This is a genomic window from Nostoc sp. DedQUE08, from assembly GCF_034530895.1.
Lineage (GTDB): Bacteria > Cyanobacteriota > Cyanobacteriia > Cyanobacteriales > Nostocaceae > Nostoc.
On sequence record NZ_JAVRCD010000018.1, the window covers coordinates 15,548 to 41,276 of the forward strand.

Here is a 25,729-nt window from a genome sequence, read left to right on the forward strand (position 1 = left end):
TCAGAAAAAGTGAATCGTCCAAATCTGACTGCTGTGGAAGAGAAACTTTTATTCTTCGATTTACGATGCCAATACCTTTTGAGAATTGCTCGCTTCATTAGCGATAATTCCAATTAAATTCAACTTACTCAAAATTTCTGTTGCTTGAGTCAGTTCAGTTCGAGTCACTTTCCCCATACGCTCTACCATTACAATACCATTGCAAAAAGATGCCACAATCCTGGCATCAACCGTGCCTAAAATAGATGGAGCATCTATTAGTACTAGATCATAACTTTGCTCAAATAGCTCTATTAGTTCCTTCATTCGTTGAGAACTGAGCAACTTCACTGTGTCTTCTGGTTCTGGCCCAGCAGTCAAAATATCAATAGAGGGGTGAATCGGCTGGATGTAATCTTGAAAATGAGTAGTTGTCTCATCAACTAATAACAGAGAGAGTCCCCAATCATTGGATAGTTCCAAGATTTTGTGTAGGCTAGGATTATGTAGGTTAGCATCAATTACTAATACCCGTCTATGCATCCGGGCAGCGCTAGCTACAAGTCCTAATACTAAGGTTGTCTTTCCTTCCCCTGGTAATGCTGAAGTGAACATCAGCGACTTGAATGGTAAGGGGTATTTTAATATTTGAATATTTTGATAAATCATGTCCAAAGTTTCATGGACGGGCAATTTACTGCTGGCTTCTATTACAGAAGAATTTGACCTACTTCGGACATTCCAAGGCAGGCTAAATCGCCGTTTTTTGACACCACGTGACGGTAGTTTTGGTACCGATCCTAATATACGTAGGTTCGTCAGTTTCTTTAAATCTTCGGCACAATAAATAGCGTCATTAAACTTTTCCAAAATCAGAGCTGCTAAGATACCTAAAATCGGCCCAATTACTGCTCCTCCAACCAAAAAGAATAATCTGTTGTTGCCCATATAAATACCGGGAGAAGGTTCTGTCAAAACTTGCCAGTTATATCCTTCCTGAGCAATTTTCAGTCCTAATGACTGTTGTGCCTGGATTAGTTGTTCAAGGTTTTTACGACTAGTTTCTACCTTTGGCAACAGACGATTATATTCTGCTATTAAGCTTGGATATTTGTTTAGCTCAGAGCGTAGTTGCTGTTCTGATTCGACTAAATTTTTTTCATTGGCAGTGAGTCCTAAAACACTTGTCTGTACCAAAACAAACTCATCTACTAGCGTTGGATCGACCCCTAACATTTGTCCTTTGAATAAAGGCTTTTCCTTACTAGTATTAGTAATAGTTTTCACCTCTTCTCGCAAGAGGGAAAGTTGACTTTGGCGTTGCTGTTTTAATTTTTGTACCGATGGATAATCATCTGTGTAGCGGAGCCGCTCCTTAGCCAACGCTAGTTCAGTCTTTTGAATTTCACTTAATAATGCTTGATAGCGGCTTGACTGATTTAAACGAGAAGAAAGTAGTGTATTCTGCTGAGACGAAGACGCTATTAATTGCTCTAGATTCTCGTAGCGAGCGTTTACATCTTGAAGATTGGCACGAGTGGTTTGTAATTGTTGTTGAATATCGGCTAGAGATTCTAGCAGAATTTTACTTTGGACTTCGGGATCGAGTAATTTATGTTTTTTGCGAAACTGTTCTAAGTTTTTCTCAGCTTTACTTACCTCTTTTTTCATTTCAGGTAGGCGAGTGTTTACAAAAGCTAATCCCTGATTCAGACGTTCTTTTTGCTGCTGTTTGTTGTAGTTTTGATAGACTTTCTGTAGCGCTTGAAGTACTCTTTGTGCTTTTACTGGATCGTCATCATTAAAAGAAACTTTAAATGCTTGATTAAAAACTTTATTTGCTCCTATACCTCCCGCTTCTGGAGTTACTTCTAAAGGTGCTTTTTTGTTATGTTGTTTTTGACCATTGATATCTTCTAAAGTAAGCTCAGGATAATCAGAATGGAGTAAATCTACAGCTTTTTGAAGCAACTTAGAACTCAGCATAAGTTTCATCTGAGTAGTGGAATCAACAACTTGAGAATTTGAATTAGTAACCTGAGTATTTGACTGCGATCCTTGAGATAAATGGGAATTCACCAATATCTGCATATTGCTCTGGTAAGTAGGTTTTGCATTGATAGCCAAGAGGCTAGCAACTGACATAACTACACAGGAAACCCCAAAGATCAGAAAGCGTCGGCGAAGCAAAATAGTAGATAGTTGTCTGATGTCAACTGCGCCTTGTGTTGAAGTAGTAACCTGTTGCTTTTGATTCAGACTAGTCTTAGCCACTATTAAACTCCTCTAATATCGAAACACTATATTTATTTGGAAGATTTATGAGAAATATGAAATGATTTTTTTTACACCTAATACCATTTTAGATTTTGGATTTTAGATTTTGGATTGGAAATTGCCTTGGTGCGTCTGGCTTGGTGTGAATCCATGTGTCGCGATCATTTTTCAAAATGGTATAATAGCTGCGATCGCATACTTAATTCTTCTTCCAACAATGACAAGCTAATTTGGCACAACATTATGCCAACTGGTGCTTTCATGTTCATCAATTCATGCATATAAATTCTGAATCAGTGTTAGAAGGATAAATTTTTAATAAATATTTTATTTAAGGAATAAAAATCTTGACGAAAAATTAATTATTTTTCCTAAGTATTTGAGTATAAAATTATCCAACTCATAATATTACTAGATATATTATAGTTATTTTAATAACTTGTAATAGAAAAAACACATTGATAAAAATATTTAAACCATACTATTTGTATATTATTGATACATCTAGTTAACCGTAAATTGTTGGTTAAATAGTTTACTTACTCAGAAAATAAAGCTACTGTTTATTTGCTTGATTTTATGATTGAGACTATTAAAATCTAAAATAGAACCTGGTTAATTTTAGATTTTAGATTAGAAGCGCTCAGTAGGAAATCTAAAATCTAAAATCGTTAGACTTAGCGTAGCCGTACCCTTCCAGGGAAGCTACGCGTAGCGTTACGCAGGAAAGTCCAAAATTTAAACGCTTACCTTGGTTAACTCTATTTCCCGTCGTCTGGGTACTTCATGAATCATAAAATCGTAAGCCATATCAGTACGGGGAAAAATAGCACGAGCTTCTTTGAGGAGATCCTTCAACTCTAAAGTATTTCCGGGAGCATAGCGGGGACTGAAATGACTCATAATCAGTCGATGCGCACCAGCAGCTAAAGCTGTTTGCGCTGCCATTGTGGTTGTGGAATGTAACCGCTGGAAAGCCATATCTGCATCTTGATGGGCAAAGGTTGCTTCGTGAATTAATACATCGACATCATGAGCTAATTCCACTGCACCATCACAATAAATTGTATCTGTACAATAGGCAATCTTTCGACCAATTTCTGTAGGGCCGCACAATTGGGTGCCATCAATCACCCGTCCGTCTGTAAGGGTAACTGTTTCACCCCGTTTGAGTTGACCGTAAACCCGACCAGGAGGAATTTGCAATGCCTTGGCTTTTTCCACATCAAAGCGTCCGGCTCGGTCTTTTTCGGCTACGCGGTAGCCGAAAGCTGTAATTCGATGATGCAAATTACCGCAGCTAACGGTGAAGTCATTGTCTTCATAAATTATCCCTGGACGGATGGCGTGAACTTTGATCGGGTAAGAAAAATGCGTGTAGGAATAACGTGAGGCGGATTGAATGTAATCATTTAATCCAGGTGGGCCATAGAGATCAATTCGTTCCACATTGCCAGCCAAGCCGCAAGTAGCAAGAAGTCCCATCAAGCCAAAGATGTGGTCGCCGTGCATGTGGGTGATAAAAATTCGGGAGAGTTGACTGATTTTCAGTTCACTCCGCATAATTTGATGCTGAGTACCTTCGCCACAGTCAAATAACCACAGTTCTGCCCTTTGGGGTAATCTCAGAGCGACACTGGAAACATTGCGCGATCGCGTGGGTACACCGGAACTCGTCCCTAAGAATGTTATCTGCACAGTGTTCTTTAGTCTTCCTATTGCTCAATTTGCAGCTCTATTTTCTATAGTGGCACGGTTATTGAGCAAAATATTTAGGAATTTGAGCATTGGGCATGGGCCAAAACAGTTCAAAGTTTTATTAGCGGGGCATTTAGCCCGTTCTCAGTCCTGAGTAAAAAAGTAAGATTCCCCATTCAGCACTCTTGAGAAGCATAAGGCATTTGTTACTAGTTACGATCGCAATTTAGTATCTGCAAGTGACTAGATAATAAGTTGATAAATACCAAATGACTGCTGTATTATTGGTTGTGTTATGACTTATTCTTGGGAATCGAAGTACATCTCTTAATACAAACATAAGCTTGCACTCAATACTTGATTTTGGACTGAAACAGATAGATTGTTTTGCTTGTTTTTCTTAGTCAAATGGCTTTAGAAAAACTTCAATTTCTTTGTTTCTCATATCTTCGGAATGGCGCTCCAACTGAGTTAAGTCTCTATTTGCAATTAAGGAGAATGTTCATGAGTTCTTTCCGAAAAGTCTTGCATACACTGTGCTTTATCGTTTTTCTTGCATTCTGGCTTCCTTCAGGAATCGCTCATGCTGTACAAGTTACATCTTTGGTAGGGAGTCCTACGCAATTAACGATTACCACCTTTAACGTCGAAAACCTCGATCCTAAAAAGGAAAACGTCTCTAAGGTTGATGATAGGTCGCCCAGAAACGTCGATGATGATGTGAGAAACGGTAAGTTTGCAGCTTTGGCAAACCAGATTGTTAGTAATCTTGAAAAACCAGATATTATTGCTTTGCAAGAAGTACAAGACAATGATGGAGCTGAGTTAAGTTCTGTAGTTGATGCTACTCTGACTGCTGACACTCTAATCAGTTCTATTCAATCTGTAGGAGGCCCAGCCTATGAATATCGGGAAATTCCTCCTCAGAACGGACTTGATGGAGGCCAACCAGGTGGCAATATTCGGGTAGGCTTTTTGTTCAATCCTCAACGAGTTAAGCTACAAAAGCTTGAACGCTTTGCGGACGATCCAGCTTTTTTAGAAAGTCGCAAACCTTTAGTGGGTGAATTTACTTTCAATGATATTCCTATCACTTTGATCAACAATCACTTTGCTTCTAAAAGTGGAGGAGCAGCTTCCAACCCGAAACGGATACAGCAGGCAACAATTGTTAACAAATTTGTCGAAAATCGCTTAACTACTGACCCAAATGCAAATATTGTCGTTCTTGGCGATCTAAACGATACTCCAGACTCCCAGCCGATTAAAATCCTTGAAGGAAATCAGCTGAAAAATTTGGTAAACAAAATTCCTCAAGATGACCGCTTCTCTTATGTCTTTCAAGGGAATAAGGAACAAATTGACCAAATCCTGATTACCCCAAATTTGTTTAACAATGGAAATCCTGAGATCAATGCTGTTCACGTTAACGCAGGGATTTCTAGAGTAGTCAGCGATCATGACCCTGTAATTGCTCGATTTACTCTATCAGCAATTGGTGAGACTACTCCCATTCCATCAGTCCCAGTTAGCAGTCCTGAACCACCAGTTACACCAGGCACAATTCTTTCTGATGTTACAGGAGACGATTTACTGGAAAAACTAGATAGCCTTTACTCGCCTCGTGCTAGCCTCGGATATGGTAGTGCCCGTGATTTGCTCTACACCAAAATAGATAACCAAGGCGGTACAGTAACGGACATCTACGCTGGTTACAGTGTTCCGCTCGACCCAAATTCAGATAAACCCAGAGAGGAAGCAGCACGACACAGAATCAATGCTGAACACGTCTGGCCGCAGAGTATGGGAGCTGAGGGCCCAGCAAAAAGCGATTTGCATAACCTCTTTGCTTCACGTGTGGAAGTTAACAGCGATCGCGCCAACTTTCCATTTGGAGATATTCCTGATAATCAAACTACGTCTTGGTATCTCGATGATGATGAACTAAGTTTCCAACCAAATCCGCAGGAGATTGACAAATACAGTGAATTCAGACGGGGATTTTTTGAACCACGGGAGGCAAAGAAAGGAGATATTGCTCGCGTAATTTTCTATTTCCGCACAGTCTACCCAGAACTGGCAAATGCAAGCTTCTTTGAAACACAAAAGGATACTCTCTGTAAGTGGCAAGCAGACGATCCAATTGATGTTAGTGAGGTAGCACGCAGTCATGCGATCGCTAAAACACCCCAAGGTAATGATAATCCCTTTGTATTAGATTCTACCCTGCCACAACGAACCTACTGCAACTAAAAAATACATAGGTCTTAACTCTATCCTGGTGGGAAGAGTTTTAGACCTGCATTTTTGAGAAATTGAGCAGATGGGTTTTTCGACAGCCGTTGAAGTTGCAATTGGTTTTATAGGGAACTCCAAAAAATAAATTATCCCGCTTGAAGTTGCTGACTGTTAATTGTGGGATATTTTTTTCTTTGGAAGTCCCATAGCAATTTTTTTATGTAATATTCTTTACAAGCCGATCGCGAATTGTTTGGAGTTGGTTTTGAGTTTTAATTGGCTCTCGCGGTGCTGGCAATTCAGTATTCGGCCAGTTAGGTAAATCATTGCAGGGACATAACAACGCCGGCATCCCGACGTTTCGCGCGGCTATTGGCATACTGCATCGGCTGCAAGGTAGCATATTCCATGTTGGCGTCAACAATTCAGCAATAGTTTCATGTGTACCCTCAAGGTAACAATCACCCGATTGCGATGAAATAATTTTTTGCCAGCATTCTTCAAATTCTTCACTATAGCGATCGCCATTTAGCACCGATTGGGGCAAAAAGCTTGCCTCACCGTTGCCCGTAATCACTCTCTTACCCAACTGAAACCAGTAGGCAAGGTATTTTCTTACTTCTTGTTTGGTTGCCATATTACAATTCTAGATTTTAGATTTTAGATTTTGGATTAATTTGAATCAACAGTTAAGAATCTTGACTCCTGAATGTTCCAGCATCAACTCTATTTGGCAATGGCGAACCAAGGATGCTGAGATTGAGAACATGGCCCCCAGTCACTAAATAAACAGTTTCGCTAAGTGTTGCTAGCTGGCGTACTAAAGAACCGAGGCGATCGCGGAACATCCTTCCAAGGGGATAAGCTGGGATCACACCCCAACCCACTTCTTCTGCTACAAACAGCATATCAGCAGCAACCAATTCCACCGTCTCTAATAATTCTGCAAGGGTATTTTCCCAGCTAGATTCATCCTGTTCTAGGAGATTGGCAACCCAAGTCCCTAAAGAATCAACTAAGAGGCAAGTATAGGGTTTGGCATCAGCAAGGGTAGCAGACAGTTCCACAGGTACAGATAAAGTTACCCAGTCTTGGGGACGACGTTGTTGGTGTTCTAAAATGCGTTGGTGCCACTCTTGGTCATCTGGGTTATCGGTGGCTGTTGCTATATAAACAACTGCTTTTCCTGACTGCATAGCTAAAGTTTCTGCCCATTCACTTTTACCAGATCGTGCTGGCCCTGTTACTAAAATGATTTTACCCAAAGTTTTTTACTGAGTATTTTAACAAGAGAGGCAGGAGGCAGAGGGCAGGAGGCAGAAGGCAGAAGGAATATTGCCGTCGCCTCCTATGGTTATTATCGCAAGTAAGCTTGTGGTTTAAGTCCTCCAGCAAAATCTACAATTTCGTGGTCTGGAATTAGATGGGGTTAAGAGCAACAGATAAATTCCAATCTCCTGCCTCCTGCCTCCTCTACATACCCACGGTTACAATTGATGGCCACATTTTTTTACTTCATGGGTGAGATTTTTGGTTTCAAATAACTTTTAAGGGATAAAATTAGCACCAGCATCATTAGATGCTACAACTGGCAAAAGCCAAAAATCCCAACTACCCCATTCTTAATTATTCAATACTACTGGGGACAGCAAACTTTAGGATGTCTTTATGAACGCAGGCTTAAAACGCATTGAAGCAACTCTACACGATTTAGGGAATCGCGGCACTGCCTCTACTGCCGAAACAACTGATTCGACAACAAAACGGCCTTTCTCCTTTAGAATCAGCGTCGGAGCTAACGAACCTACAGAAAGTACACAAATTCCATCCTCTCAGGATGAGGAAGTAAAGTCACAAGAACAAACAGTTGACTTAAGCGTAAATACTGAAAATTCTTCTCCTTCTGACCAAAATTTCTTTCCTCACCATGAATCTGTGCAGACCTTTCAAGCAGAAGAGAATGGTAACAAAACACCCAGCCTACCCAAGTTGAAAACTCCCACTTTTAGTAGCCATCGCCACGGAGCGAATCCAGCATTGGCAATGAATCTATTGCAAGAAATTCAGGAAACTGTTGCTGGTTGGCAAACAGAATTGCAAAATATTTTGAAACAAATTCAGGATATTTACTTAGAAGGGCCAATTGTCAATGGCTGGTTAGAATCCAATCCCCCCGAACCAGAACCAGGAGGAACTGCGACACTGCGCCATGCAGAAGTTGACCGCCTGATGAACTACGTAGAAGAAATTTGTGCCACTGGTGGAAAAGTATCTTATCAATCATCTATTACTGGCTATCGCCTCTGTGGTGTAGACGATACTGGTAAAGTTTGGTCGCGTCCATGTCCACCGGATCAGGTTCCCAATGTTAGTATGGCGATCGCTCGTTACCAAAAGTTACGTCAACTGTTAGGGCGCAAGCAATCTTTGGAAACCCGCCTTAGTCAACTGGCGCAAACTCTTGTAGTTTTACACAGTCATATTCAACAAACGTAAAGTTTTAAAGATTATTTCCGAAGAAACTCGGTTGGTAGGTCGGTAACTTTTGGTTTAGATTAACTCTCAGCAGTTATAGCGTTGGATTTAGATTTTAATCTAAAATCGTTCGACTGAGCGACTTGCCTTGAGCGTTCGCGTAGCGTCTCGTAGAGAAGTCGAAAGGAGCCGAAGTCCCAAATCTCAAATCCAAAATTCAATCTATGCCAGACATCCAAATCTCTGCCATTATCTGTACCCACAATCGAGATACCTATTTAGGGGCTGCAATTGATAGTCTTTTAGAGCAGGATTTTGCTGCTGACTTTGAAATTGTGGTAGTTGATAATGGATCTAGCGATCGCACTCGTGAGGTTGTAGAACAAAGAAGCCACAATCCGCGCCTGAAGTATGTTTTTGAACCCACCATTGGTTTATCTGTCGCCCGCAACACGGGTGCAAAGGTAGCCAGTGGTGATATTCTTGCTTATCTAGATGATGATGCCGTTGCCAGTAAGGGCTGGCTACAAGTTTTATATTCTGCCTATTACAATAATTCTAAGCTAGCGATCGCAGGTGGCAAAGTCACTCTCCTGTGGCCTCCAGGAATTCAACAACCACGATGGCTATCTCCGGGGCTAGCTGCAAATCTGGGTGCATACGACTTAGGTGACAGTAACATCTACATTGAGCAACCTGGCTTAACACCCAGAGGCTTAAATTACTCTATCCGCCGCAGTTTCCTCGAAGAAATTGGCGGTTTCGATCCCCATCTCGGTCGAGTGGGTAAAAATTTATTATCTAACGAAGAACTGCAAATGACCGAATTTGCTCTACAGCGTGGTTGGCAAGTTGCTTATCTTCCTGAAGCACTCGTCGCTCACAATGTAGCCCCAGAACGCCTCCAACGCTCCTGGTTTTTAAACCGGGGCTGGTGGCAGGGTATCAGTGAATGCTATCGAGAACAACTCGCTGGTAAAGCTGGGATCGCTCAATTACAGCGAGGTAGCGAACGGTTTGTGCGAGGCTTGTATAAAGCTTTACAGTATTTCTCCGATCCAGCAGAACGGTTTGACAAACTGGTGTATGCTTACGGTCAGATTGGTTACTTAAATGCTGCTATTCAGGGTCTTTTATCTACATCAAATAAGAAATAACCAGTAACATAATTTTTACTCAATATGTCATCTAAAATACCAGTTTCAGTACTAATTCCAGCAAAAAATGAACAAGCTAACTTGCCTGCTTGCCTTACTAGCCTCAGCAGAGCAGATGAAATATTTGTAGTAGATTCTCAAAGTACTGACAACAGCATTGAGATTGCTAAAAGTTACGGTGTAAATGTCGTACAATTCAACTTCAATGGACGCTGGCCTAAAAAGAAAAATTGGTCTTTAGATAATTTGCCTTTTCGTAATGAATGGGTGCTAATTGTAGATTGTGATGAGCGCATCACCCCCGAACTTTGGTCAGAAATTGAGCAAGTAATTAAAAATGATGAATATACAGGTTATTATCTCAACCGCCGCGTATTTTTCTTAGGAAAATGGATTCGTTATGGCGGGAAATATCCTGATTGGAATCTACGTTTATTTCAACATAAAAAAGGTCGCTACGAAAATCTAAATACAGAAGATATTCCTAATACTGGTGATAACGAAGTTCACGAACACGTGATTTTGCAAGGGAAAGTTGGGTATCTCAAAAATGATATGCTCCACGAAGACTTCCGCGACCTTTACCACTGGTTAGAACGGCACAACAGATATTCCAACTGGGAAGCCAGGGTTTATTTTAATATTCTTACAGGTAAAGATGATAGTGGTACTATCGGCGCTAATCTATTTGGCGATGCCGTACAACGCAAAAGATTTTTGAAAAAAGTTTGGGTACACCTACCATTTAAACCCGTTTTGCGGTTTGTTTTATTTTATATAATTCAACGCGGTTTTTTAGATGGCAAAGCAGGATATATCTATGCACGTTTACTCAGTCAATATGAATATCAAATTGGCGTTAAACTTTACGAATTACGCAACTGTGGTGGTCACTTAAATACTGCAACTATCCCAAAAGAGGGAGCAGAGGAGCAGGGGAGCAGAGAAGCAGAAGCAAAGCTATTGACCATTGATTCCTGATAATAACAAATAACAAATAACTAATGACTAATGACTAATGACTAATGACTAATGACTAATGACCAACCTTTCGTAGATTTACGCAAATATGACCAATCTTGGTTTGACCGGGGGCGTCCAAGTTGGTATGTTTTATTATGGTGGTTTGTACAAGCGATCGCCTTTCCTCTAACTCCTCAACCGTTAAATATTGTACGTTGTGCTTTGCTACGATTATTTGGCGCTCGTATCGGCAAAGGTGTATTAATTCGACCTACAGCCCGATTTACCTACCCCTGGAAAGTTACCATTGGTAACTACAGTTGGATTGGAGATAACGTAGTTTTATATAGCCTCGATCGGATCGAAGTCGGCGAACATTGCGTAGTTTCCCAAAAAAGTTACCTGTGTACTGGTACTCACGATCTCCAAGATCCTGCCTTTGGGTTGAAAACAGCAAGTATCACCATTGAAAATGGTGCATGGGTAGCGGCTGATTGTTTTGTTGGGCCAGGAGTGCAAATCGGGGCTAATGCTGTAATTGGCGCTCGGAGTAGTGTTTTTACTAATATGCCTTCTGGGCAGGTTTGTTGGGGAAGTCCCTGTCACCCCAAAACGGCTCGGCTAAAACTCGATCCCTCCACAACTCCATAGATTTATTTATAGATAAACATAGTAAAGGCGTGCAGCTAGCTGTGCGCCCTTAACTTTTCCATATATATATTTATTTGTTTTTGGAAAGAGAATAAAAGTGCGATCGCTATATAGCTTTTTCTAATAAGAATGAGGTATAGGACTCCTATTTTATTTTTGAACAAGACTCAGTACGGATCTATGCCTTCTTTCCTGTTCCCTGCCCACGCAAGTAAATTCAGGAATCAAACCGGATTCCTATATATACTTCATCACTTGGAAACCGCTATTTTGTGGAAATAGTTTACTTTTATTTAATTAAATCTTTTTAATTTAAGTCTAAAATTTGTGTGTATCTAAAAAATTGGCAGAAAGTATGGTATCTCAAATCAGCCAAGAGACATTTTAAATAGCAAAATTATTTTTGCTATTCCAACAAGTAGGCGATCGAGTGCCATCTGCCACACATCTTCATCAACTTGCTAAAGCAGGAGTTACGCAAACAATAGCTGAAACCCTGATTTTTAGATAGGAGTAATTTCTGAATTGCCCCTACCACCTGTAGTTTTACGTAAGTATTTTAAAGATTTTATTTTCAAGAAAAATCAATTATAGAAGTTTTTAAATAAATTTAATAAGAGGCAAGTATGAATGTTAATATAAATGAAAAACCTGTTATTTTAATAGTCGATGATACTCCTGTTAATTTACAAGTATTATTTGACTTTTTAGATTATTACAGCTTTCAAGTTTTAGTATCTGAAGATGGGCAAAGTGCCGTTTATATGGCAGAATATGCTTCACCTGACCTGATTTTACTGGATGTATTAATGCCAGGAATTGACGGTTTTGAGACTTGTAGACTTTTGAAAAACAATCCAGCCACTCAAGATATTCCCGTAATATTTATAACTGCCATGAGTGACAAGGTAGATAAAGTTAAAGGTTTGAATCTTGGGGCTGTAGATTACATTACCAAACCTTTAGAATCTCAAGAAGTTTTAGCTAGGATAAATACCCATTTACGTTTACGGAACCTCACAAAAAAACTTACAGAGCAAAATAACCGTTTAGAGAGCGAAATTTTGGAGCGTCAGCGAGTAGAGGAAAAACTACGATGTCATTCAGATGCATTAGATGAGTGGAACAATCGCTATCAAGCACTAATTCAAGCAAGTGGTCAGATTCTCTACGATTGGCACTTGCATACTAATGAGATTAAATATGATGGCAATGTAGAGCGAATATTAGGTTACTCTATGCCTGAGATGTTGGGAGGTTTGAACCGCTGGTTAGAATTGATTCATCCTAACGATCGCAGCTTTTTTAACAAAGAGATTAACCGGGTTTTATCCACAAAAGAGCGATTCCATCTTGAATTTCGCGTATGTCGTAAAGATGGCACTTATATCACAGTTGAGAACAATGGGTATATCTTTTTAGACTCTACAGGTAAAGTTGCTCGGATGGCAGGCTTTGTAATTGATATTACCGAACAGCAAGCTGCGCTACGCGAACGCAAAGATGCAGAACAGAAAATCCGCGAGCAAGCTGCTTTGCTTAACATCACTACAGATGCGATTATCGTTCAAAATTTGATTAACCAAATTCAATTTTGGAATCAAGGGGCTGAACATCTCTACGGCTGGATGGCAGAAGAAGTAGTGGGCAAGAATGCAAATCAGCTTTTTTATCAAAAGCAAAGTTTTTGGCAATTGAAAAACATCCAGGAAACTTTAGCTGAGAGTGGTGCGTGGCAAGGTGAGTTATATCAAGTCACAAAACAAGGCAAAGAAATCATCGTTGCTAGTCGCTGGACACTAGTAAATGATGATGAGGGGCAAGCCAAATCCATCCTGATTGTCAACTCCGACATCACAGAGAAAAAGCAACTTGAAGCCCAGTTTCTCCGGGCCCAGCGGATGGAGAGTCTTGGCACTCTAGCAAGTGGCATCGCTCATGACCTCAACAATGCACTGACACCGATGATGATGACAGTACAACTTTTAGAGGCAAAGCTGCCGGATGAAAATAGTCAGAAATGGCTGACAATTATGGAAACTAATATTAAACGTGCAGCAGATTTAGTTAAACAAGTGCTATGGTTTTCACGTGGCTCTGTAGGTAACTTTAAAACCTTACAGATACGGAATTCAATTTTAGAAATCGAAAACATTGTTAAGCAAACATTTTCCAGAGCTATTGAAATCCACATTGATGTTCCTGGGCAAAACCTGTGGGATGTCTTTGGTGATGCAACTCAGATACACCAAGTACTGATGAACCTCTGCATTAATGCTCGTGATGCTATGCCTTATGGCGGTATCCTAAAGATTTCTGCGAAGAATTTCTGGGTTGATAGCCATTATGCTCGGATGAATATTGATGCTAAGGCGGGTTCTTATGTGATGATTACCGTGCGCGATACAGGTATAGGAATTAAAAGAGAAATAATAGATAGAATTTTTGAGCCATTTTTCACAACAAAAGAAGTGGGTAAAGGCACAGGGCTTGGTCTTTCAACAGTCCTTGGCATTATCAAAAGCCACAGCGGTTTTGTGAATGTAGTTAGTGAAGTGGGCAAAGGTACAGAGTTTCAAGTTTGCTTACCCGTAACGCAAACAATCGAAGCAGATAGTAAATTAGCTAGATATCAGGAATTACCAGCAGGGCATGGAGAATTAATTCTCGTTGTTGATGATGAAGATTCAATTCGAGAGGTTACTCAAACCTGGTTAGAACAAAATGCTTATAAAGTTTTAGTGGCTAGTGATGGTATTGATGCGATCGCACTATATACAAAATATCAACAAGAAATTAGTGTGGTGTTAGTTGATATGATGATGCCATCTATGGATGGGCCAACAACTATCAATGTATTGAAAAAAATTAATCCAGATATCAAAATTATTGGTGTTAGTGGATTAGCCTCCAATCATGAAATGATTAAAAACCTTGGTAATAGTGTTAAAACCCTTTTGTCCAAGCCCTACACCTCAAGCGACTTATTAATAAATTTACAGATGGTGATTAGCACAAAGTAGAGTTTGTCATTAGTCATTGGTCATTAGTCATTAGTGAATAACTAATTCCCAATGCCCAAGCAAAATGGTCAGTAGCAGTGGTAATATGTTTTTATGGCTGCTCTAATCCTTGCTATTGATGAACAAACTATTGGATGAAACGCTGTCAATCAAAATTGCTGAACAGATAAACAGCAGAGCTAGCACTCCGTTTGATAATGCTTATAAAGCAGCATTATCTACTGAGGGAGCAAAGTATATTCAGGGATTTTTAGCTTTTGCTGGAAAACCATATAGACCGATCGAACACAGTTGGATTGAGCTAGACGATACCTCTGATGTCCGGATTATCGATCCCACGTTACCTTACCTGAACAAAAATCCTCAAGAAATCTGGTATTTTGCAGCACATAGTTTGACTGTTAAAAAACTGAAAGCCATTATTGAAGAATCAAAAGAAGATTATCCAGAAGACGATCCATTGCCAATTTATGGCGATCCACCTTATGAATATTACGGTGATGTAATGTTGGGTGGTCAAGATTATCTGGCAGCATATCAAGCCGCAGAGGCTAAGTGCAAAGAAATCAACGAACTCAACCCTGAGAGTAACTAATAAAAATCAATTAAATAATTCATAATTCCGACTTATTTAATACGATTTACCATCGCTGCCAAAATATTCCCTATACCCACAAATTTTGTCTCCACGCACATCAAAAGAAACTGCTACCCGATTTCTGTAAGGCTGTCCGAATAAAAGCCCCTCGTCCCGAAACTCAAAGACAGCAGTCGTTTCATTACTAGTAACACGGTCTAGACCAATCAGCTTCAACCCAGGACTAAAGGATTCAGAAACGTACTCGAAAAATTCTCTAGCTCTTTCTTTTCCCACGTTTAAACCGTGGAATTTTGCCATTGGAAACCAAAGGGTGAAATCTTCTGTGAGCATATCTAACAATGCTTCCCACTCTCCTGTTGCCATACCATGCGTTAGACCCTCAAATGCCTGTTGAGCAACTTTTAAAGTATTTTCTGAATTTTGTGTCATTTTACCCTCGCCTGGATATAAACTAATACCGTGTTGCTTAAAATCTCACTACCACTGTGCCACAATTCTGAGTACTGAGGAGATATTCTACAGTGTTAGGTATAGATTTTATGCCTTGAAACTGTGTTGGTTCAAGAGCAACTTTGGGTTTATCCGTGTAGAAGAAGTTTAAGAAGCGATCGCGTGTCTCTGTATTATTTATCATAAAGTACAAGAAAGTTTTTTGCGTATTTTGGAGATAAAACCAACCACTACTAAATATCCTCGCATCGGCAAATTTGCAACACAGGTATCAAATACCCCTTTGCTTACACTCAAAAATTAAATTAATCAATTATTTTTACTTTTTCTGTGCTACCATCTGTAGCCATTCAATTAGGGGTCTTAAGGTTCCTGGCAATGCTGACTCACTGACAGTCACTGTATGTTGCTTGCCGTTATCTTCTACTGTTAATTTATATTGAAAGCGATCGCTCTGGGGATTTGGCGAAGTAATTAGTTCCGGTAGCCTAAATAAATCAGCAACTTCCACTAGTTGGGCAAGTGTGGCAGCTTCATGTGGCGGGAGAGTATCTGTATCAACGGTTGTCTTCTTGGTAATTCCAGCAAAGCCACCCGTGCGTTCAAGTGATACCCGCATTTTTTTGCTCTCCGTTGTGTTATTTAGTTGAAATACATACTAAGACTGGGAGATGATACTTCTCAACTCCCAGTTTAACAACAACAAACAACACATCTCAAAAGTTAGAAGTTAAGAGTTAGGAGTTAGAAGTTAAGAAAAAACTCCTAACTCCTAACTCCTCACTCCTCACTTTAAATAACTCCTACTTTTTGCCAAGCATTTCGCACAGCTTTTTGCTCATTACTGTCATTACCGTAGAGTTCGCCAGCAACTTGAATGGTGACGTTGGCAGCTTTTTTAAAATCTGCTTTGGCACGCAAGCGATCGCGTAAAGCTACATACCATATTTTGCCAGCTTTTTCCCAGGCATAGCCACCAATCTCAACAGCCGCTAGATAAAAGGCATAGTTAGGGATTCCTGAGTTGATATGTACCCCAGCATTATCTTCAGTACCAGTATATTTATCTTTCACATGGGCTGGTTGAGGATCTTTACCCATTACAGAGTCATCGTATGCTGTTCCAGGTGTTTTCATAGAGCGGAGGGCAACACCTTTGACAGTCGGTACTAAAAGACCTTCACCAATCAGCCAATCTGCCTCTTGTGCAGTCTGATTTTTAGTCTTTTGTTTCACCAAGGAACCAAAGACATCAGAAAATGACTCATTCAGTGCCCCAGGTTCGCCATAATACTGTAAACCTGCTTCGTACTGGGTTATACCGTGAGTTAACTCATGCCCAATCACATCAATTGATTTCGTGAAGCGTTGAAATAGTTCTCCATCGCCATCACCATAAACCATTTGGTCGCCGTTCCAAAAGGCATTGTCATATTTGACACCATAATGCACACTTGAGTCTAAACGTAGTCCTTTATCATCAATGGAATTGCGATCGAACATCTCATTAAACAAGTCATAAGTCGCACCAGCAGCATCATAGGCTTCATTCACTGCTGGATCGCTGCTGGGAGGATCGCCCTCAGCACGCACCAGCGTACCAGGAAGTTGCTGCCCATTTTTGGCATCGTAGATGGTACGGCGTTTCTCACCAGGAGAAGGCGCAAATGAGATATTACCTACGACGTTTCTCCGTCCCTGAAATTGTGCCGAAATATTTAATGTATGAAATGCCCAAGTACGTTGCTGGGGATTACCATTGACCACGACATTTTTTAGTATATGGGGTGGGATAATACAACAAATAGGGCATCTAGAGTATGGTGATTGCTCATGCTTGAAACCGACTGATTTCTTTTTATTTCGAGCCATCCAAGATATTCTCCTTTTGAAACTAAGTGATGGCAAACAGTGGCTTTAACTCCACTGGAGAAAGGAGCAGAAAAACGAATCTAAATCGCGTGTTCCTGGTTTCTTGTTTGAAGAAAATTTTCTACTCTGTATTTTTGGATAGGTCTGTAGAGGATTGATAGTATCCTCACGGCTACTTATGATGTGGAAATATTGTATAAAAACACCAAGCCAGCTTAATTAACGCAAGTTTCAGTCAAAACCCTTGTGTAAGTTAGCAAGACTTCCTTTACAGGCCTATTGAGTTTATATATTAGTTCTTATCAACAGAAATAATATTATTTATTGCTGTTTTGTTACTATCAAGTTGTTAATTCTATAAATGCCTATTGGAGACAGGGGAATCTCAAATCTAGGCATCCAAAACCGATAATTTTCACAAACAGCCACCAAATACCGCTAGACCATAATATTTCCAAGGTACTGCAACTGCCTTAAATCCAGCTTTGCTCAACATTTGTAAATGAGCATCCAAAGTAGCTAGCTGGTCTTGGCTGGAGTAACCTTGAGAACTGCTGGTGGCACGTTTAGCGCGAATCTCTGTCAAGTTAATTCCCTGTTTCACTGCCCATTCCTCTCGTGCTGCTTTGTAAACTTCTGCTAAGGCTGGTGATTCTGGTAAGGTAGGATCTGCATTCCAAAAACAGCCGTCTTGAGTGAGGCTAGCAGCAATTCGCTCAAATAATTTCAACTTCATCTCATCTTGGAGATGGTGAATTGCCAAAGATGAGACACAAGCATCAAATTCGTTACCAATATCCAAGTTCTCTGGATTATCTGCCCAGTCGCCAAAATCTGCTTGTATCCCAGTCCAGCGTTGTTGATATCCAGCTGCTGTGATTTTATCTTGAGCAAATTGCAACATTCTCGGTGAGTAATCTAGGGCAATTACTTGAGAATCTGGAAAGCGGTTGAGTATCTTGAGACTAAGTTCGCCTGTACCACAACCTAATTCTAAAATACGCCGACTTGTAGAAGTTAAACAACGGGTAATTACTTCCAACATCTCATCGTATCGCGGTAACAGTTGGCGAATACCAGTGTCAAAATCCGCAGTGTTGGCGAATACCTCTCCGGGAAATAACTGTTGCATAAAATTTGGAAAAAATAGACAAATTAATCAATATTAATCATCCATCATTACTGGGGTATATGCTACATCGATAAGAGAAACTTTTAGTATTAAAATCGCTCTTGCATTTATGGTGAAATAAGCTGAAGTCATTAGTTCAGTAAAAACCTGTCTTTTCACTAACCTCTATCTTCTGTCAGGTGCGAACTGACATAAAACGTACTAATCTACCTCTAGTGGGAGAGGCTTCGCTGTGTTTGGTTGAGCAAAAGATGGATTTTAGTCAGACTCTAATTGCAAAAAGTGATGCCATTCTCGATCGATGGGTAGAAGCAGTTTACCAGGATCAACAAATTGAAGCTACTAATGAACTTACTTTCAAAGCTGTACGGGATAGCTTACCCCGCGTTTTGAAAGCATTAGCAACAGTACTTTCTGAATCTGCAACCAGCGATTTGCAGACAGTAGTAGATGCAAGTTTAGAACACGGTACACTCCGCGCCCAACAGGGATTTGAACCAGAGGAAATTGCGCGAGAGTATCGTTTACTCAGGTTTGTGATTTTTTCCTTTTTAGAAGAAGATTTATTACAGGGATCTGCACAAGAGGTGCTAAGGGCTGTTCGCCTGATTGATACAGTAATTGATGAAGCGATCGCGCGATGCTTTAATAGTTATACTCAAGGAAGATTACAAGAGCTTAAACAACTCCAAAGTCAGTTACGGTTGACTAATCAAGAACTAACTCGTTTGGTTCGCGCTAATAAAGATAGTCTCTCTCATCTGGCTCATGAACTGAAAACGCCCCTCACTTCAATCATCGGTTACGCAGACTTATTTCTGCGCCAGCAGCGTCAGCAATCAGAACTCAAAGACACCTATGCAAATCTTGAAAGTATCGAGCGAGTTCTTAAGAGTGGTAGACTTCTTGTCCGGTTAATTAACGATACTCTGGAAATTTCGCGCTATGATGCCGGACAGATGAAATTGCAGCCTACTTTAACCGATGTGCGTAGTTTAATCAACTTTGTTTTAGAGATGATTGAGCCATTAGCGCGTACTAAAGAATTATCCTTGGTTGTTGAATGCGATCGCGCCCCAAGTCAAATTATCACAGATCCGCTTCGGCTTCAGCAAATTCTAATAAATCTGCTCAGTAACGCAATTCGCTACACAGAATCTGGTTCAATTCATTTGGAGTGTTGGACGGTATCTCAACAGCAGTGGGCTATCTCCATTACTGATAGTGGTATTGGTATTTCTTTAGATGCTCAAGCACAAATCTTCAATCCCTATTTTCGGGAAGTAACTGCTCCCCAAGTGCAAAATTCTGATGGTACAGGATTAGGTTTAGCAATAGTCTCTCGATTCGTTCAGTTAATGGATGGTGAAATTAAAGTAGATTCACAGCTAGGAAAAGGATCAACATTTACTGTAATTTTGCCATTAGAAGCGCTCACCTATAACCACGGCTGACTATTTCAGCGAAATTTGAAAGTGAAATCGCAACTTAAACTGGTGCGTTACACTCCGTTAACGCACCTAACTGGCGCATCTACTCGTCAATTTGACCGACGCGGCGGATATTCAAAATGTCGCTCATTTTCTTAATTTGGACAAACACTTGCTCTAGCTGGGGGCGATCGCGTATATCTATTCCTAAGTCGATCAATGCTGGTTGACCAGTAGAGGTTTTCACCTGGGCATGACGGACATTGATCCCTTGATCGCTTAACCGTGACAAAATATCCTTTAGCACCCCTACGCGATCCAGAGCTTCAATTTGAACATCTACGGGGTACGTGTGCGGACGACCACTATTTTCGGCGGCTGGGTTCCACCTAACTGGTACTAAGCGTTCATACTCCACAGTCTCCAGATTATGGCAGCCTTGGCGATGAATTGAAATCCCCCTACCTCGCGTTACCACACCAATAATTGGTTCGCCAGGAATCGGGGTACAACACCCAGCTAAATAATATACCAAACCTTCCACCCCAAAAATTGGCGAATCAGTGGAACGTGAGGTAGTTGCAGGTGCATCTCGCAAAGCTTTTGATGTCGCTGGTTCTTTGGGGATAAATGGTGACACAGTGGCAACTGGTTGTTGTCCCTTGGCTACTTCTCGCCAGCGATTTAGTACTAGGTTCAAGGTAATCTCTCCGTAACCTAAACCGGCGAGTAAATCTTCTACGCTGTGGTAGTTACACTTTTCGGCGACAATCTGCATCGCATCCGACTTCAGCAAACTATCAAAACCAGTTTTACCCAGTTCCTTTTCTAACAATTCCCGTCCACGGGCAACATTTTCTTCCCGGCGCGATCGCTTGTACCATTGTTTTATCCGATATTTCGCTGCCGAAGTTCTGACAAAGTTCAACCAATCTAAACTCGGATGGCAGTTCTTTTGGGTGAGAACTTCTACAATATCGCCATTGTGCAGCCGCGTTGACAGTGGCACCATTCGTCCATTCACCCGCGCCCCTGAACAGTGGTTTCCGACTTCTGTATGAATGCGATAAGCAAAATCTACAGTGGTAGCACCGGGACTTAAAGGAACAACATCTCCCTTAGGGGTGAAGACATAGACATCATCTTCAAATAGATTATCTTTGACGCTATCAAGATATTCTTGGGCATCCTTGAGATCGGTTTGCCATTCCAGCAGTTGCCGCAGCCAAGTAAATTTGTCATCTGTCGCTGTCAAATGGCTAATGCTAGAACCACCTGTTTCTTTATACTTCCAATGAGCGGCAATCCCATACTCGGCGATATGATGCATTTCGATTGTCCGAATTTGCACCTCTAAAGGACGGCCAGTTAATCCAATCACCCCAGTGTGCAACGACTGGTAACGGTTAGGCTTTGGCAATCCAATATAGTCCTTAAATCTGCCAGGAATTGGGCGAAAAGCATCATGAACCACCGCCAAGGCCCGATAGCATTCTTCATTGGTTTGAACAATTATTCGCAGCGCTGCCAAATCGTAAATTTCATGAAATTCCTTTTGCTGGCGGTGCATTTTTTGATAAATGCTATAAAGGTGCTTGGGGCGACCGCTAATCTCCTGAAAGTGGATTCCGGCTTGCTGCAAACGCTCTTGCAACATATTCGTAGCTCTAACCAACTTCTCTTCTCGCGCCGTGCGTTTTTCAGAAACATGCTCTTGCATTTGGCGGTAAGCTTCCGGTTCCAAATACTTAAAAGCCAAATCTTCCAGTTCCCATTTAATCCGCCAAATCCCCAAGCGATTGGCTAAGGGTGCGAATATATCTCGCGTTTCTTGGGCACTGCGGCGGCGGCTGGCCTCTGACATATATTGTAAAGTTCGCATATTATGCAAACGATCTGCCAATTTCACCACAATTACCCGAATATCTTGCGCCATTGCCAAAAACATCCGTCGGAAGTTTTCGGCTTGGCTTTCGGTTTTGCTGGTGAAATTGATTTTAGAAAGCTTGGTGACACCTTCAACCAATTGCCGCACTTCTTGGCCAAAGCGTTCTTCTATTTCTTGACTTGTAACTTCTGTATCTTCAACGACATCATGGAGAAATCCAGCTGCTATCATAGCAGCACTGCCTCCCAAGTCACGCAGCAATTCAGCCACAGCAATGGGATGAGCAATGTATGGTTCTCCCGATTTGCGGTATTGACCTTCATGCAGTTGGTAAGCAAATTCAAATGCCCGACCAATTAAGACCGCATCATTATGTCTTCGGTCATCTTCTGCTGCGCCGCTAGTTGTCGATGACTCCTTCAAACATTTTTTTAACCATTCGGGAATGGCAAGGTCAACTGATGAATTTATCGCTATACTGCTCATACAATTTGGGTTTGAATGGATCGGTAGATAAGTGAATGATAAATAAAACTAGCAGCATCGCCCTGATAAAGATGCTGTTGCCCAAAGACGGGTTGGAAAAAGCAGTGTAAGGACGATTCTCCAATTGCCAGTGGTAGTCATCCAGTTTGAATTTCAAGAATCGTTAAAGAAAATCCATTGATGGCAAACAAAGCCCCAAATTACGATTTGAGGCTTTTAGTGCTGATAAGTGTTTAAGAAAGTTTATTGTAGAAGAAAAATTACTTGACATTAATACTATCTTAACTAGCACTGGATGTCTTTAAACCGTGAGAAATATCTGGCATTCGTAACTTTATTAGAGCAATTACGCTCCGATGCCACAACTACCCAAATCGCGGCGCCAGAACTGCGGCAGCGTGTAGCCACGTTGCAGCAATTTTTCGGGCAACAGATTGTGCCTTTGGCTGATGAAAACTGGCGAGTGCAGTCTTATCAAACGGAGATGAGCAAGCAATTGCGCCTGTTGGAAATAGATGTGATGTTTTTGCAAGGAGCGCGGCAAGCATCTACTGTACAAACGAGACTTCAAACGATTAGCGATCGCTTGACAACCCTCATTCAATACTGTGATGCTATTCTGCAACCAGAAGCGGAAGGAGAAAAATAACAATTGTTCACCTTTTTCTCTAATTTCTCCATCATCTCATTTATGACCGATGATGAAAAGTTATTTTGCTAACAAGTTGAATTGGGAATTGGGAATTGGGCATTGGGAATTGGTTATTCTCGTTGTCCCTCTAAAGTTCTGATTTAAGGAAGCTTTATCTTAGTCTTGTCCCCATGCCCCATGCCCCATGCCCCATGCCCCATGCCCCATGCCCCATGCCCCATGCCCTATGCCCTATGCCCCATTCCCAATACCTTTGAGGAGAAGATTCATGGTGCGGCGCATGTATGCTTCTACTGGCTCGGTTGTGGGTTTGAAAATCAGTGCATAATATAGTGAACCGCTTACAAGGTCGATAATTAAGTCTACGTCTGCGTCCTTGTGAATTTCGCCTCTGGACTTGGCACGTTTAAGTATTTTAGAAAAAGCTTCACGTCTGAGTTTTGTATATTTTGTCCAGTAAACCTCGGCAAACTGAGGATTGCTAGACGCTGTACTAATAATCAGTGCAAGTGTCTGACGACCAAGGGGACTATCTATTTTTTTGGCGGCATTCTTAATCAGGATATCCATGTCTCCCCAAAAGCTGCCGGTATCGGGGATCGCTAAATCATCTCTGAGACTTTCGATCGCGTCTGCAACTAGTTCTTCTTTGGAAGTATAACGCCGATAGATGGTTGTTTTACCAACTCCAGCACGAGAAGCGATCGCTTCTATACTCATGCTTTCATATCCTACCTCTGCAAGCAGATCCAAAGTTGCTTGCAGAATCGCTTGGTCGGCGTGGATGCTGCGTGGGCGTCCAGAGGTGCTGTTGATTTGCTTACTCATAAAAATATCATCCCCAAGCAATATCTTTTTGGTCATTTACTCCACTGTTGGGCATAGAACATCGCTTCTGGGAAACAAATAAGCTTTATAACCCAATTCTCACGCACTAAAACAGCAGCAATGACCATCCATCTTTAGCATAGGTATTTCTGCCACTTTTCAGAAAAAACTCTCTTGACCGTTTTTATATGATACGCTACCGTAGCGTATATATACAATACTTAATTTTAGCTTTGGCATTGCTTGACATCTCCCAAATATTATTTGTGCTAAATAATGGCTATCAACATTAAAGGTTCTAGTTTTGACCAATTTGGTTATGTCCACGGGCCATTGAAGTGGGCGATCGCATTTACGGCTTCTCTTGGTGCAATATTAGAAGTAATTGATACTAGTATTGTTAACGTCGCTCTCACTGATATCCAAGCTACCTTGGGTGCAACTGTCAGTGAAGTGGGTTGGGTAGTTAGCGGATATGCGATCGCTAACGTCGTCTTAATTCCCTTATCTGCATGGTTGGGAGATTACTTTGGGCGTAAAACCTACTTTATCTTCTCGCTAGTTGGTTTTACGATTTCCTCTATTTTATGTGGGCTGTCCTTCAATCTACCGATGTTGATTGCGGCTCGAATTCTCCAAGGTTTATGCGGTGGCGGATTGCTAGCGAAAGCCCAAGCGATTTTGTTCGAGACTTTTCCCCCAGCTGAACAAGGTTTGGCCCAAGCAGTTTTTGGCGTGGGTGTAATTGCTGGGCCAGCAATTGGCCCAACCTTAGGAGGATTTTTAGTAGATGGTTTAGGCTGGCGCTGGATTTTCTTTGTCAACATTCCCTTTGGGATCGTTGCAGTCGCGATGTCTTTGGCGTTTTTGCCAAAAAATAAAGATAAGAGCGATACAAAGAACCAAGCTGTTGATTGGTGGGGAATTGGCTTTTTAATTGTGGCCGTGGGTAGCATACAAACTGTATTAGAAGAAGGGGAAACAGACGACTGGTTTTCCTCTAGTTTCATCGTTTCTCTGACTATCCTCGGTATTATCGGCTTGGGGTTGTTTATTTGGCGAGAACTGAAAACAGATCACCCGGCTGTGGATTTGAGAGTTTTGCGTCACCGTTCTTTAGCTGCGGGAAGCGTTCTTTCAGCAGTGGTGGGTATGGGGCTTTATGGCGCACTGTTTGCTGTGCCGATATTTGCTCAGAGCGTGCTGCAATTTACGGCAACACAAACAGGACTATTATTAGCACCTGGGGCTTTAGCGTCTGCGATCGGGATGGTTTTATTAGGCAAGCTGACTAGTATAGTTGATGCCCGATTTTTAATTGCGATCGGCGCTGTCGGCTCATCTGGAGTCATGTTTCAATTAGCAGCAATTACCCCACAAAGCGGCACAGACGATTTATTTTGGCCATTGGTATGGCGCGGAGCTTTTACTGTATTTATGTTTCTCCCTTTGAGTTTGGCAGTTTTAGGCCCCCTACCTAAACAAGATGTTTCTGCTGGTTCTGGTTTCTACAACCTTACCCGACAACTAGGTGGCAGTATCGGCATTGCCCTACTTACTACTCTGCTTGACCGACGACAGGTTTTTCATCGAGCTATGCTGTTAGCAAAACTTAGCCCTTATGACCCAGAAACCAGTCAGCGTCTCGACTTGCTCAACGGGGCACTCCAAGGTCAAGGTATGGATGCGGCAACAGCACAACAACAAGCACTAGCTTTATTGAGTCAAACAGTAGATATTCAAGCTGCGGTTTTATCTTACGCAGATTGCTTTCGAGTCGTAGGGATAGGGTTTCTTTGCTCATTACCTCTGTTGCTATTTCTGGGTAAAGGCGGTGCAGGAGCGAAAGCGCCAGTCGGGCACTAAGGTAAAGGAAATAAGGAAATAGCGATCGCATCCCTATTCTAAATTTTCTGAGTGCAAAACTAC

At 41.3% G+C, this 25,729-nt stretch carries 21 protein-coding genes; 10 read left to right on the forward strand and 11 right to left on the reverse strand.

All coding sequences use genetic code 11. The features are described from left to right. Nucleotides 1–60: 60 nt before the first annotated feature. On the reverse strand, nt 61–2,253 hold the full coding sequence (locus RMY64_RS14170; RefSeq protein ID WP_322700348.1) for a polysaccharide biosynthesis tyrosine autokinase: 2,193 nt from the start codon (nt 2,251–2,253) through the stop codon (nt 61–63). 741 nt (nt 2,254–2,994) lie between these two features. Further along, a complete protein-coding gene (locus RMY64_RS14175; RefSeq protein ID WP_322673618.1) occupies nt 2,995–3,954 on the reverse strand; it encodes a ribonuclease Z in 960 nt (319 codons plus the stop codon). Nucleotides 3,955–4,458: 504 nt separating this feature from the next. On the opposite strand from RMY64_RS14175, the gene RMY64_RS14180 reads away from it, so the two are divergent. Then, nucleotides 4,459–6,207 (forward strand): endonuclease, encoded by a 1,749-nt coding sequence (locus RMY64_RS14180; protein WP_322700349.1) that lies wholly within the window; start codon nt 4,459–4,461, stop codon nt 6,205–6,207. 202 nt (nt 6,208–6,409) lie between these two features. On the opposite strand, the gene RMY64_RS14185 is transcribed toward RMY64_RS14180, so the two are convergent. After that, entirely contained in the window at nt 6,410–6,829 is a 420-nt protein-coding gene (locus tag RMY64_RS14185) for a hypothetical protein (RefSeq protein ID WP_322700350.1), read from the reverse strand. Nucleotides 6,830–6,881: 52 nt separating this feature from the next. Beyond that, on the reverse strand, nt 6,882–7,457 hold the full coding sequence (cobU, locus tag RMY64_RS14190; RefSeq protein WP_322700351.1) for a bifunctional adenosylcobinamide kinase/adenosylcobinamide-phosphate guanylyltransferase: 576 nt from the start codon (nt 7,455–7,457) through the stop codon (nt 6,882–6,884). A 403-nt stretch (nt 7,458–7,860) separates the two neighbouring features. On the opposite strand from cobU, the gene RMY64_RS14195 reads away from it, so the two are divergent. The 6 genes from RMY64_RS14195 (at nt 7,861) to RMY64_RS14220 (ending at nt 15,056) form a co-directional block, all read left to right on the forward strand. Then, nucleotides 7,861–8,688: a hypothetical protein gene (locus RMY64_RS14195; protein WP_322700352.1), complete on the forward strand. Its 828-nt coding sequence runs from the start codon at nt 7,861–7,863 to the stop codon at nt 8,686–8,688. 203 nt (nt 8,689–8,891) lie between these two features. After that, a complete protein-coding gene (locus RMY64_RS14200; RefSeq protein WP_322683628.1) occupies nt 8,892–9,824 on the forward strand; it encodes a glycosyltransferase family A protein in 933 nt (310 codons plus the stop codon). A 24-nt stretch (nt 9,825–9,848) separates the two neighbouring features. Beyond that, a complete protein-coding gene (locus tag RMY64_RS14205; protein ID WP_322700353.1) occupies nt 9,849–10,805 on the forward strand; it encodes a glycosyltransferase family 2 protein in 957 nt (318 codons plus the stop codon). Nucleotides 10,806–10,856: 51 nt separating this feature from the next. Then, nucleotides 10,857–11,438: a hormogonium polysaccharide biosynthesis acetyltransferase HpsU gene (gene hpsU, locus RMY64_RS14210; RefSeq protein ID WP_322700354.1), complete on the forward strand. Its 582-nt coding sequence runs from the start codon at nt 10,857–10,859 to the stop codon at nt 11,436–11,438. Between the two features lie 626 nt (nt 11,439–12,064). Further along, nucleotides 12,065–14,461, forward strand: a complete 2,397-nt coding sequence (locus RMY64_RS14215) for a response regulator (RefSeq protein WP_322700355.1) — start codon at nt 12,065–12,067, stop codon at nt 14,459–14,461. Between the two features lie 118 nt (nt 14,462–14,579). Then, a complete protein-coding gene (locus RMY64_RS14220) occupies nt 14,580–15,056 on the forward strand; it encodes a hypothetical protein (RefSeq protein WP_322700356.1) in 477 nt (158 codons plus the stop codon). Nucleotides 15,057–15,092: 36 nt separating this feature from the next. Here RMY64_RS14220 and RMY64_RS14225 read toward each other — a convergent pair whose 3' ends face one another. The 5 genes from RMY64_RS14225 to RMY64_RS14245 all read right to left on the reverse strand — a co-directional run bounded on the left by RMY64_RS14225 (nt 15,093) and on the right by RMY64_RS14245 (nt 18,516). Then, on the reverse strand, nt 15,093–15,491 hold the full coding sequence (locus RMY64_RS14225) for a nuclear transport factor 2 family protein (RefSeq protein ID WP_322673609.1): 399 nt from the start codon (nt 15,489–15,491) through the stop codon (nt 15,093–15,095). 37 nt (nt 15,492–15,528) lie between these two features. Then, nucleotides 15,529–15,696, reverse strand: a complete 168-nt coding sequence (locus RMY64_RS14230; RefSeq protein ID WP_322700357.1) for a hypothetical protein — start codon at nt 15,694–15,696, stop codon at nt 15,529–15,531. Between the two features lie 135 nt (nt 15,697–15,831). Beyond that, complete coding sequence (locus RMY64_RS14235; RefSeq protein WP_322683540.1) at nt 15,832–16,131, reverse strand: protealysin inhibitor emfourin; 300 nt, start codon at nt 16,129–16,131, stop codon at nt 15,832–15,834. 173 nt (nt 16,132–16,304) lie between these two features. After that, complete coding sequence (locus RMY64_RS14240; protein ID WP_322673606.1) at nt 16,305–17,384, reverse strand: M4 family metallopeptidase; 1,080 nt, start codon at nt 17,382–17,384, stop codon at nt 16,305–16,307. A 415-nt stretch (nt 17,385–17,799) separates the two neighbouring features. Continuing rightward, nucleotides 17,800–18,516: a class I SAM-dependent methyltransferase gene (locus RMY64_RS14245; RefSeq protein WP_322700358.1), complete on the reverse strand. Its 717-nt coding sequence runs from the start codon at nt 18,514–18,516 to the stop codon at nt 17,800–17,802. 251 nt (nt 18,517–18,767) lie between these two features. Between RMY64_RS14245 and RMY64_RS14250 the strand changes: the two genes are divergently transcribed. Beyond that, a complete protein-coding gene (locus tag RMY64_RS14250) occupies nt 18,768–19,970 on the forward strand; it encodes a HAMP domain-containing sensor histidine kinase (RefSeq protein ID WP_322700359.1) in 1,203 nt (400 codons plus the stop codon). 79 nt (nt 19,971–20,049) lie between these two features. On the opposite strand, the gene RMY64_RS14255 is transcribed toward RMY64_RS14250, so the two are convergent. Further along, nucleotides 20,050–22,320, reverse strand: coding sequence for a bifunctional (p)ppGpp synthetase/guanosine-3',5'-bis(diphosphate) 3'-pyrophosphohydrolase (locus RMY64_RS14255; protein WP_322673603.1), 2,271 nt, complete (start codon nt 22,318–22,320; stop codon nt 20,050–20,052). A gap of 295 nt (nt 22,321–22,615) precedes the next feature. Between RMY64_RS14255 and patD the strand changes: the two genes are divergently transcribed. Continuing rightward, entirely contained in the window at nt 22,616–22,969 is a 354-nt protein-coding gene (gene patD, locus RMY64_RS14260) for a heterocyst frequency control protein PatD (RefSeq protein WP_322673602.1), read from the forward strand. Nucleotides 22,970–23,203: 234 nt separating this feature from the next. On the opposite strand, the gene RMY64_RS14265 is transcribed toward patD, so the two are convergent. Next, nucleotides 23,204–23,800 carry a TetR/AcrR family transcriptional regulator gene (locus RMY64_RS14265; protein ID WP_322700360.1) on the reverse strand — a complete coding sequence of 199 codons (597 nt, stop codon included), beginning with the start codon at nt 23,798–23,800 and terminating at the stop codon, nt 23,204–23,206. 276 nt (nt 23,801–24,076) lie between these two features. Between RMY64_RS14265 and RMY64_RS14270 the strand changes: the two genes are divergently transcribed. Then, a complete protein-coding gene (locus RMY64_RS14270; protein ID WP_322700361.1) occupies nt 24,077–25,666 on the forward strand; it encodes a DHA2 family efflux MFS transporter permease subunit in 1,590 nt (529 codons plus the stop codon). The last annotated feature ends 63 nt before the right edge of the window (nt 25,667–25,729 follow it).

Excerpts from the sequence above, each read along its gene's own strand:
- RMY64_RS14265 (WP_322700360.1), bottom strand. The coding sequence starts at position 23,800 with ATGAGTAAGCAAATCAACAGCACCTCTGGACGCCCACGCAGCATCCAC.
- RMY64_RS14230 (WP_322700357.1), bottom strand. The coding sequence starts at position 15,696 with ATGATAAATAATACAGAGACACGCGATCGCTTCTTAAACTTCTTCTAC.
- RMY64_RS14235 (WP_322683540.1), bottom strand. The coding sequence starts at position 16,131 with ATGCGGGTATCACTTGAACGCACGGGTGGCTTTGCTGGAATTACCAAG.
- RMY64_RS14220 (WP_322700356.1), top strand. The coding sequence starts at position 14,580 with ATGAACAAACTATTGGATGAAACGCTGTCAATCAAAATTGCTGAACAG.
- RMY64_RS14185 (WP_322700350.1), bottom strand. The coding sequence starts at position 6,829 with ATGGCAACCAAACAAGAAGTAAGAAAATACCTTGCCTACTGGTTTCAG.
- RMY64_RS14255 (WP_322673603.1), bottom strand. The coding sequence starts at position 22,320 with ATGAGCAGTATAGCGATAAATTCATCAGTTGACCTTGCCATTCCCGAA.
- RMY64_RS14240 (WP_322673606.1), bottom strand. The coding sequence starts at position 17,384 with ATGGCTCGAAATAAAAAGAAATCAGTCGGTTTCAAGCATGAGCAATCA.
- patD (WP_322673602.1), top strand. The coding sequence starts at position 22,616 with ATGTCTTTAAACCGTGAGAAATATCTGGCATTCGTAACTTTATTAGAG.
- hpsU (WP_322700354.1), top strand. The coding sequence starts at position 10,857 with ATGACTAATGACCAACCTTTCGTAGATTTACGCAAATATGACCAATCT.
- RMY64_RS14250 (WP_322700359.1), top strand. The coding sequence starts at position 18,768 with ATGGATTTTAGTCAGACTCTAATTGCAAAAAGTGATGCCATTCTCGAT.
- RMY64_RS14180 (WP_322700349.1), top strand. The coding sequence starts at position 4,459 with ATGAGTTCTTTCCGAAAAGTCTTGCATACACTGTGCTTTATCGTTTTT.
- RMY64_RS14245 (WP_322700358.1), bottom strand. The coding sequence starts at position 18,516 with ATGCAACAGTTATTTCCCGGAGAGGTATTCGCCAACACTGCGGATTTT.
- RMY64_RS14225 (WP_322673609.1), bottom strand. The coding sequence starts at position 15,491 with ATGACACAAAATTCAGAAAATACTTTAAAAGTTGCTCAACAGGCATTT.
- RMY64_RS14200 (WP_322683628.1), top strand. The coding sequence starts at position 8,892 with ATGCCAGACATCCAAATCTCTGCCATTATCTGTACCCACAATCGAGAT.
- RMY64_RS14215 (WP_322700355.1), top strand. The coding sequence starts at position 12,065 with ATGAATGTTAATATAAATGAAAAACCTGTTATTTTAATAGTCGATGAT.
- RMY64_RS14195 (WP_322700352.1), top strand. The coding sequence starts at position 7,861 with ATGAACGCAGGCTTAAAACGCATTGAAGCAACTCTACACGATTTAGGG.
- RMY64_RS14205 (WP_322700353.1), top strand. The coding sequence starts at position 9,849 with ATGTCATCTAAAATACCAGTTTCAGTACTAATTCCAGCAAAAAATGAA.
- RMY64_RS14270 (WP_322700361.1), top strand. The coding sequence starts at position 24,077 with ATGGCTATCAACATTAAAGGTTCTAGTTTTGACCAATTTGGTTATGTC.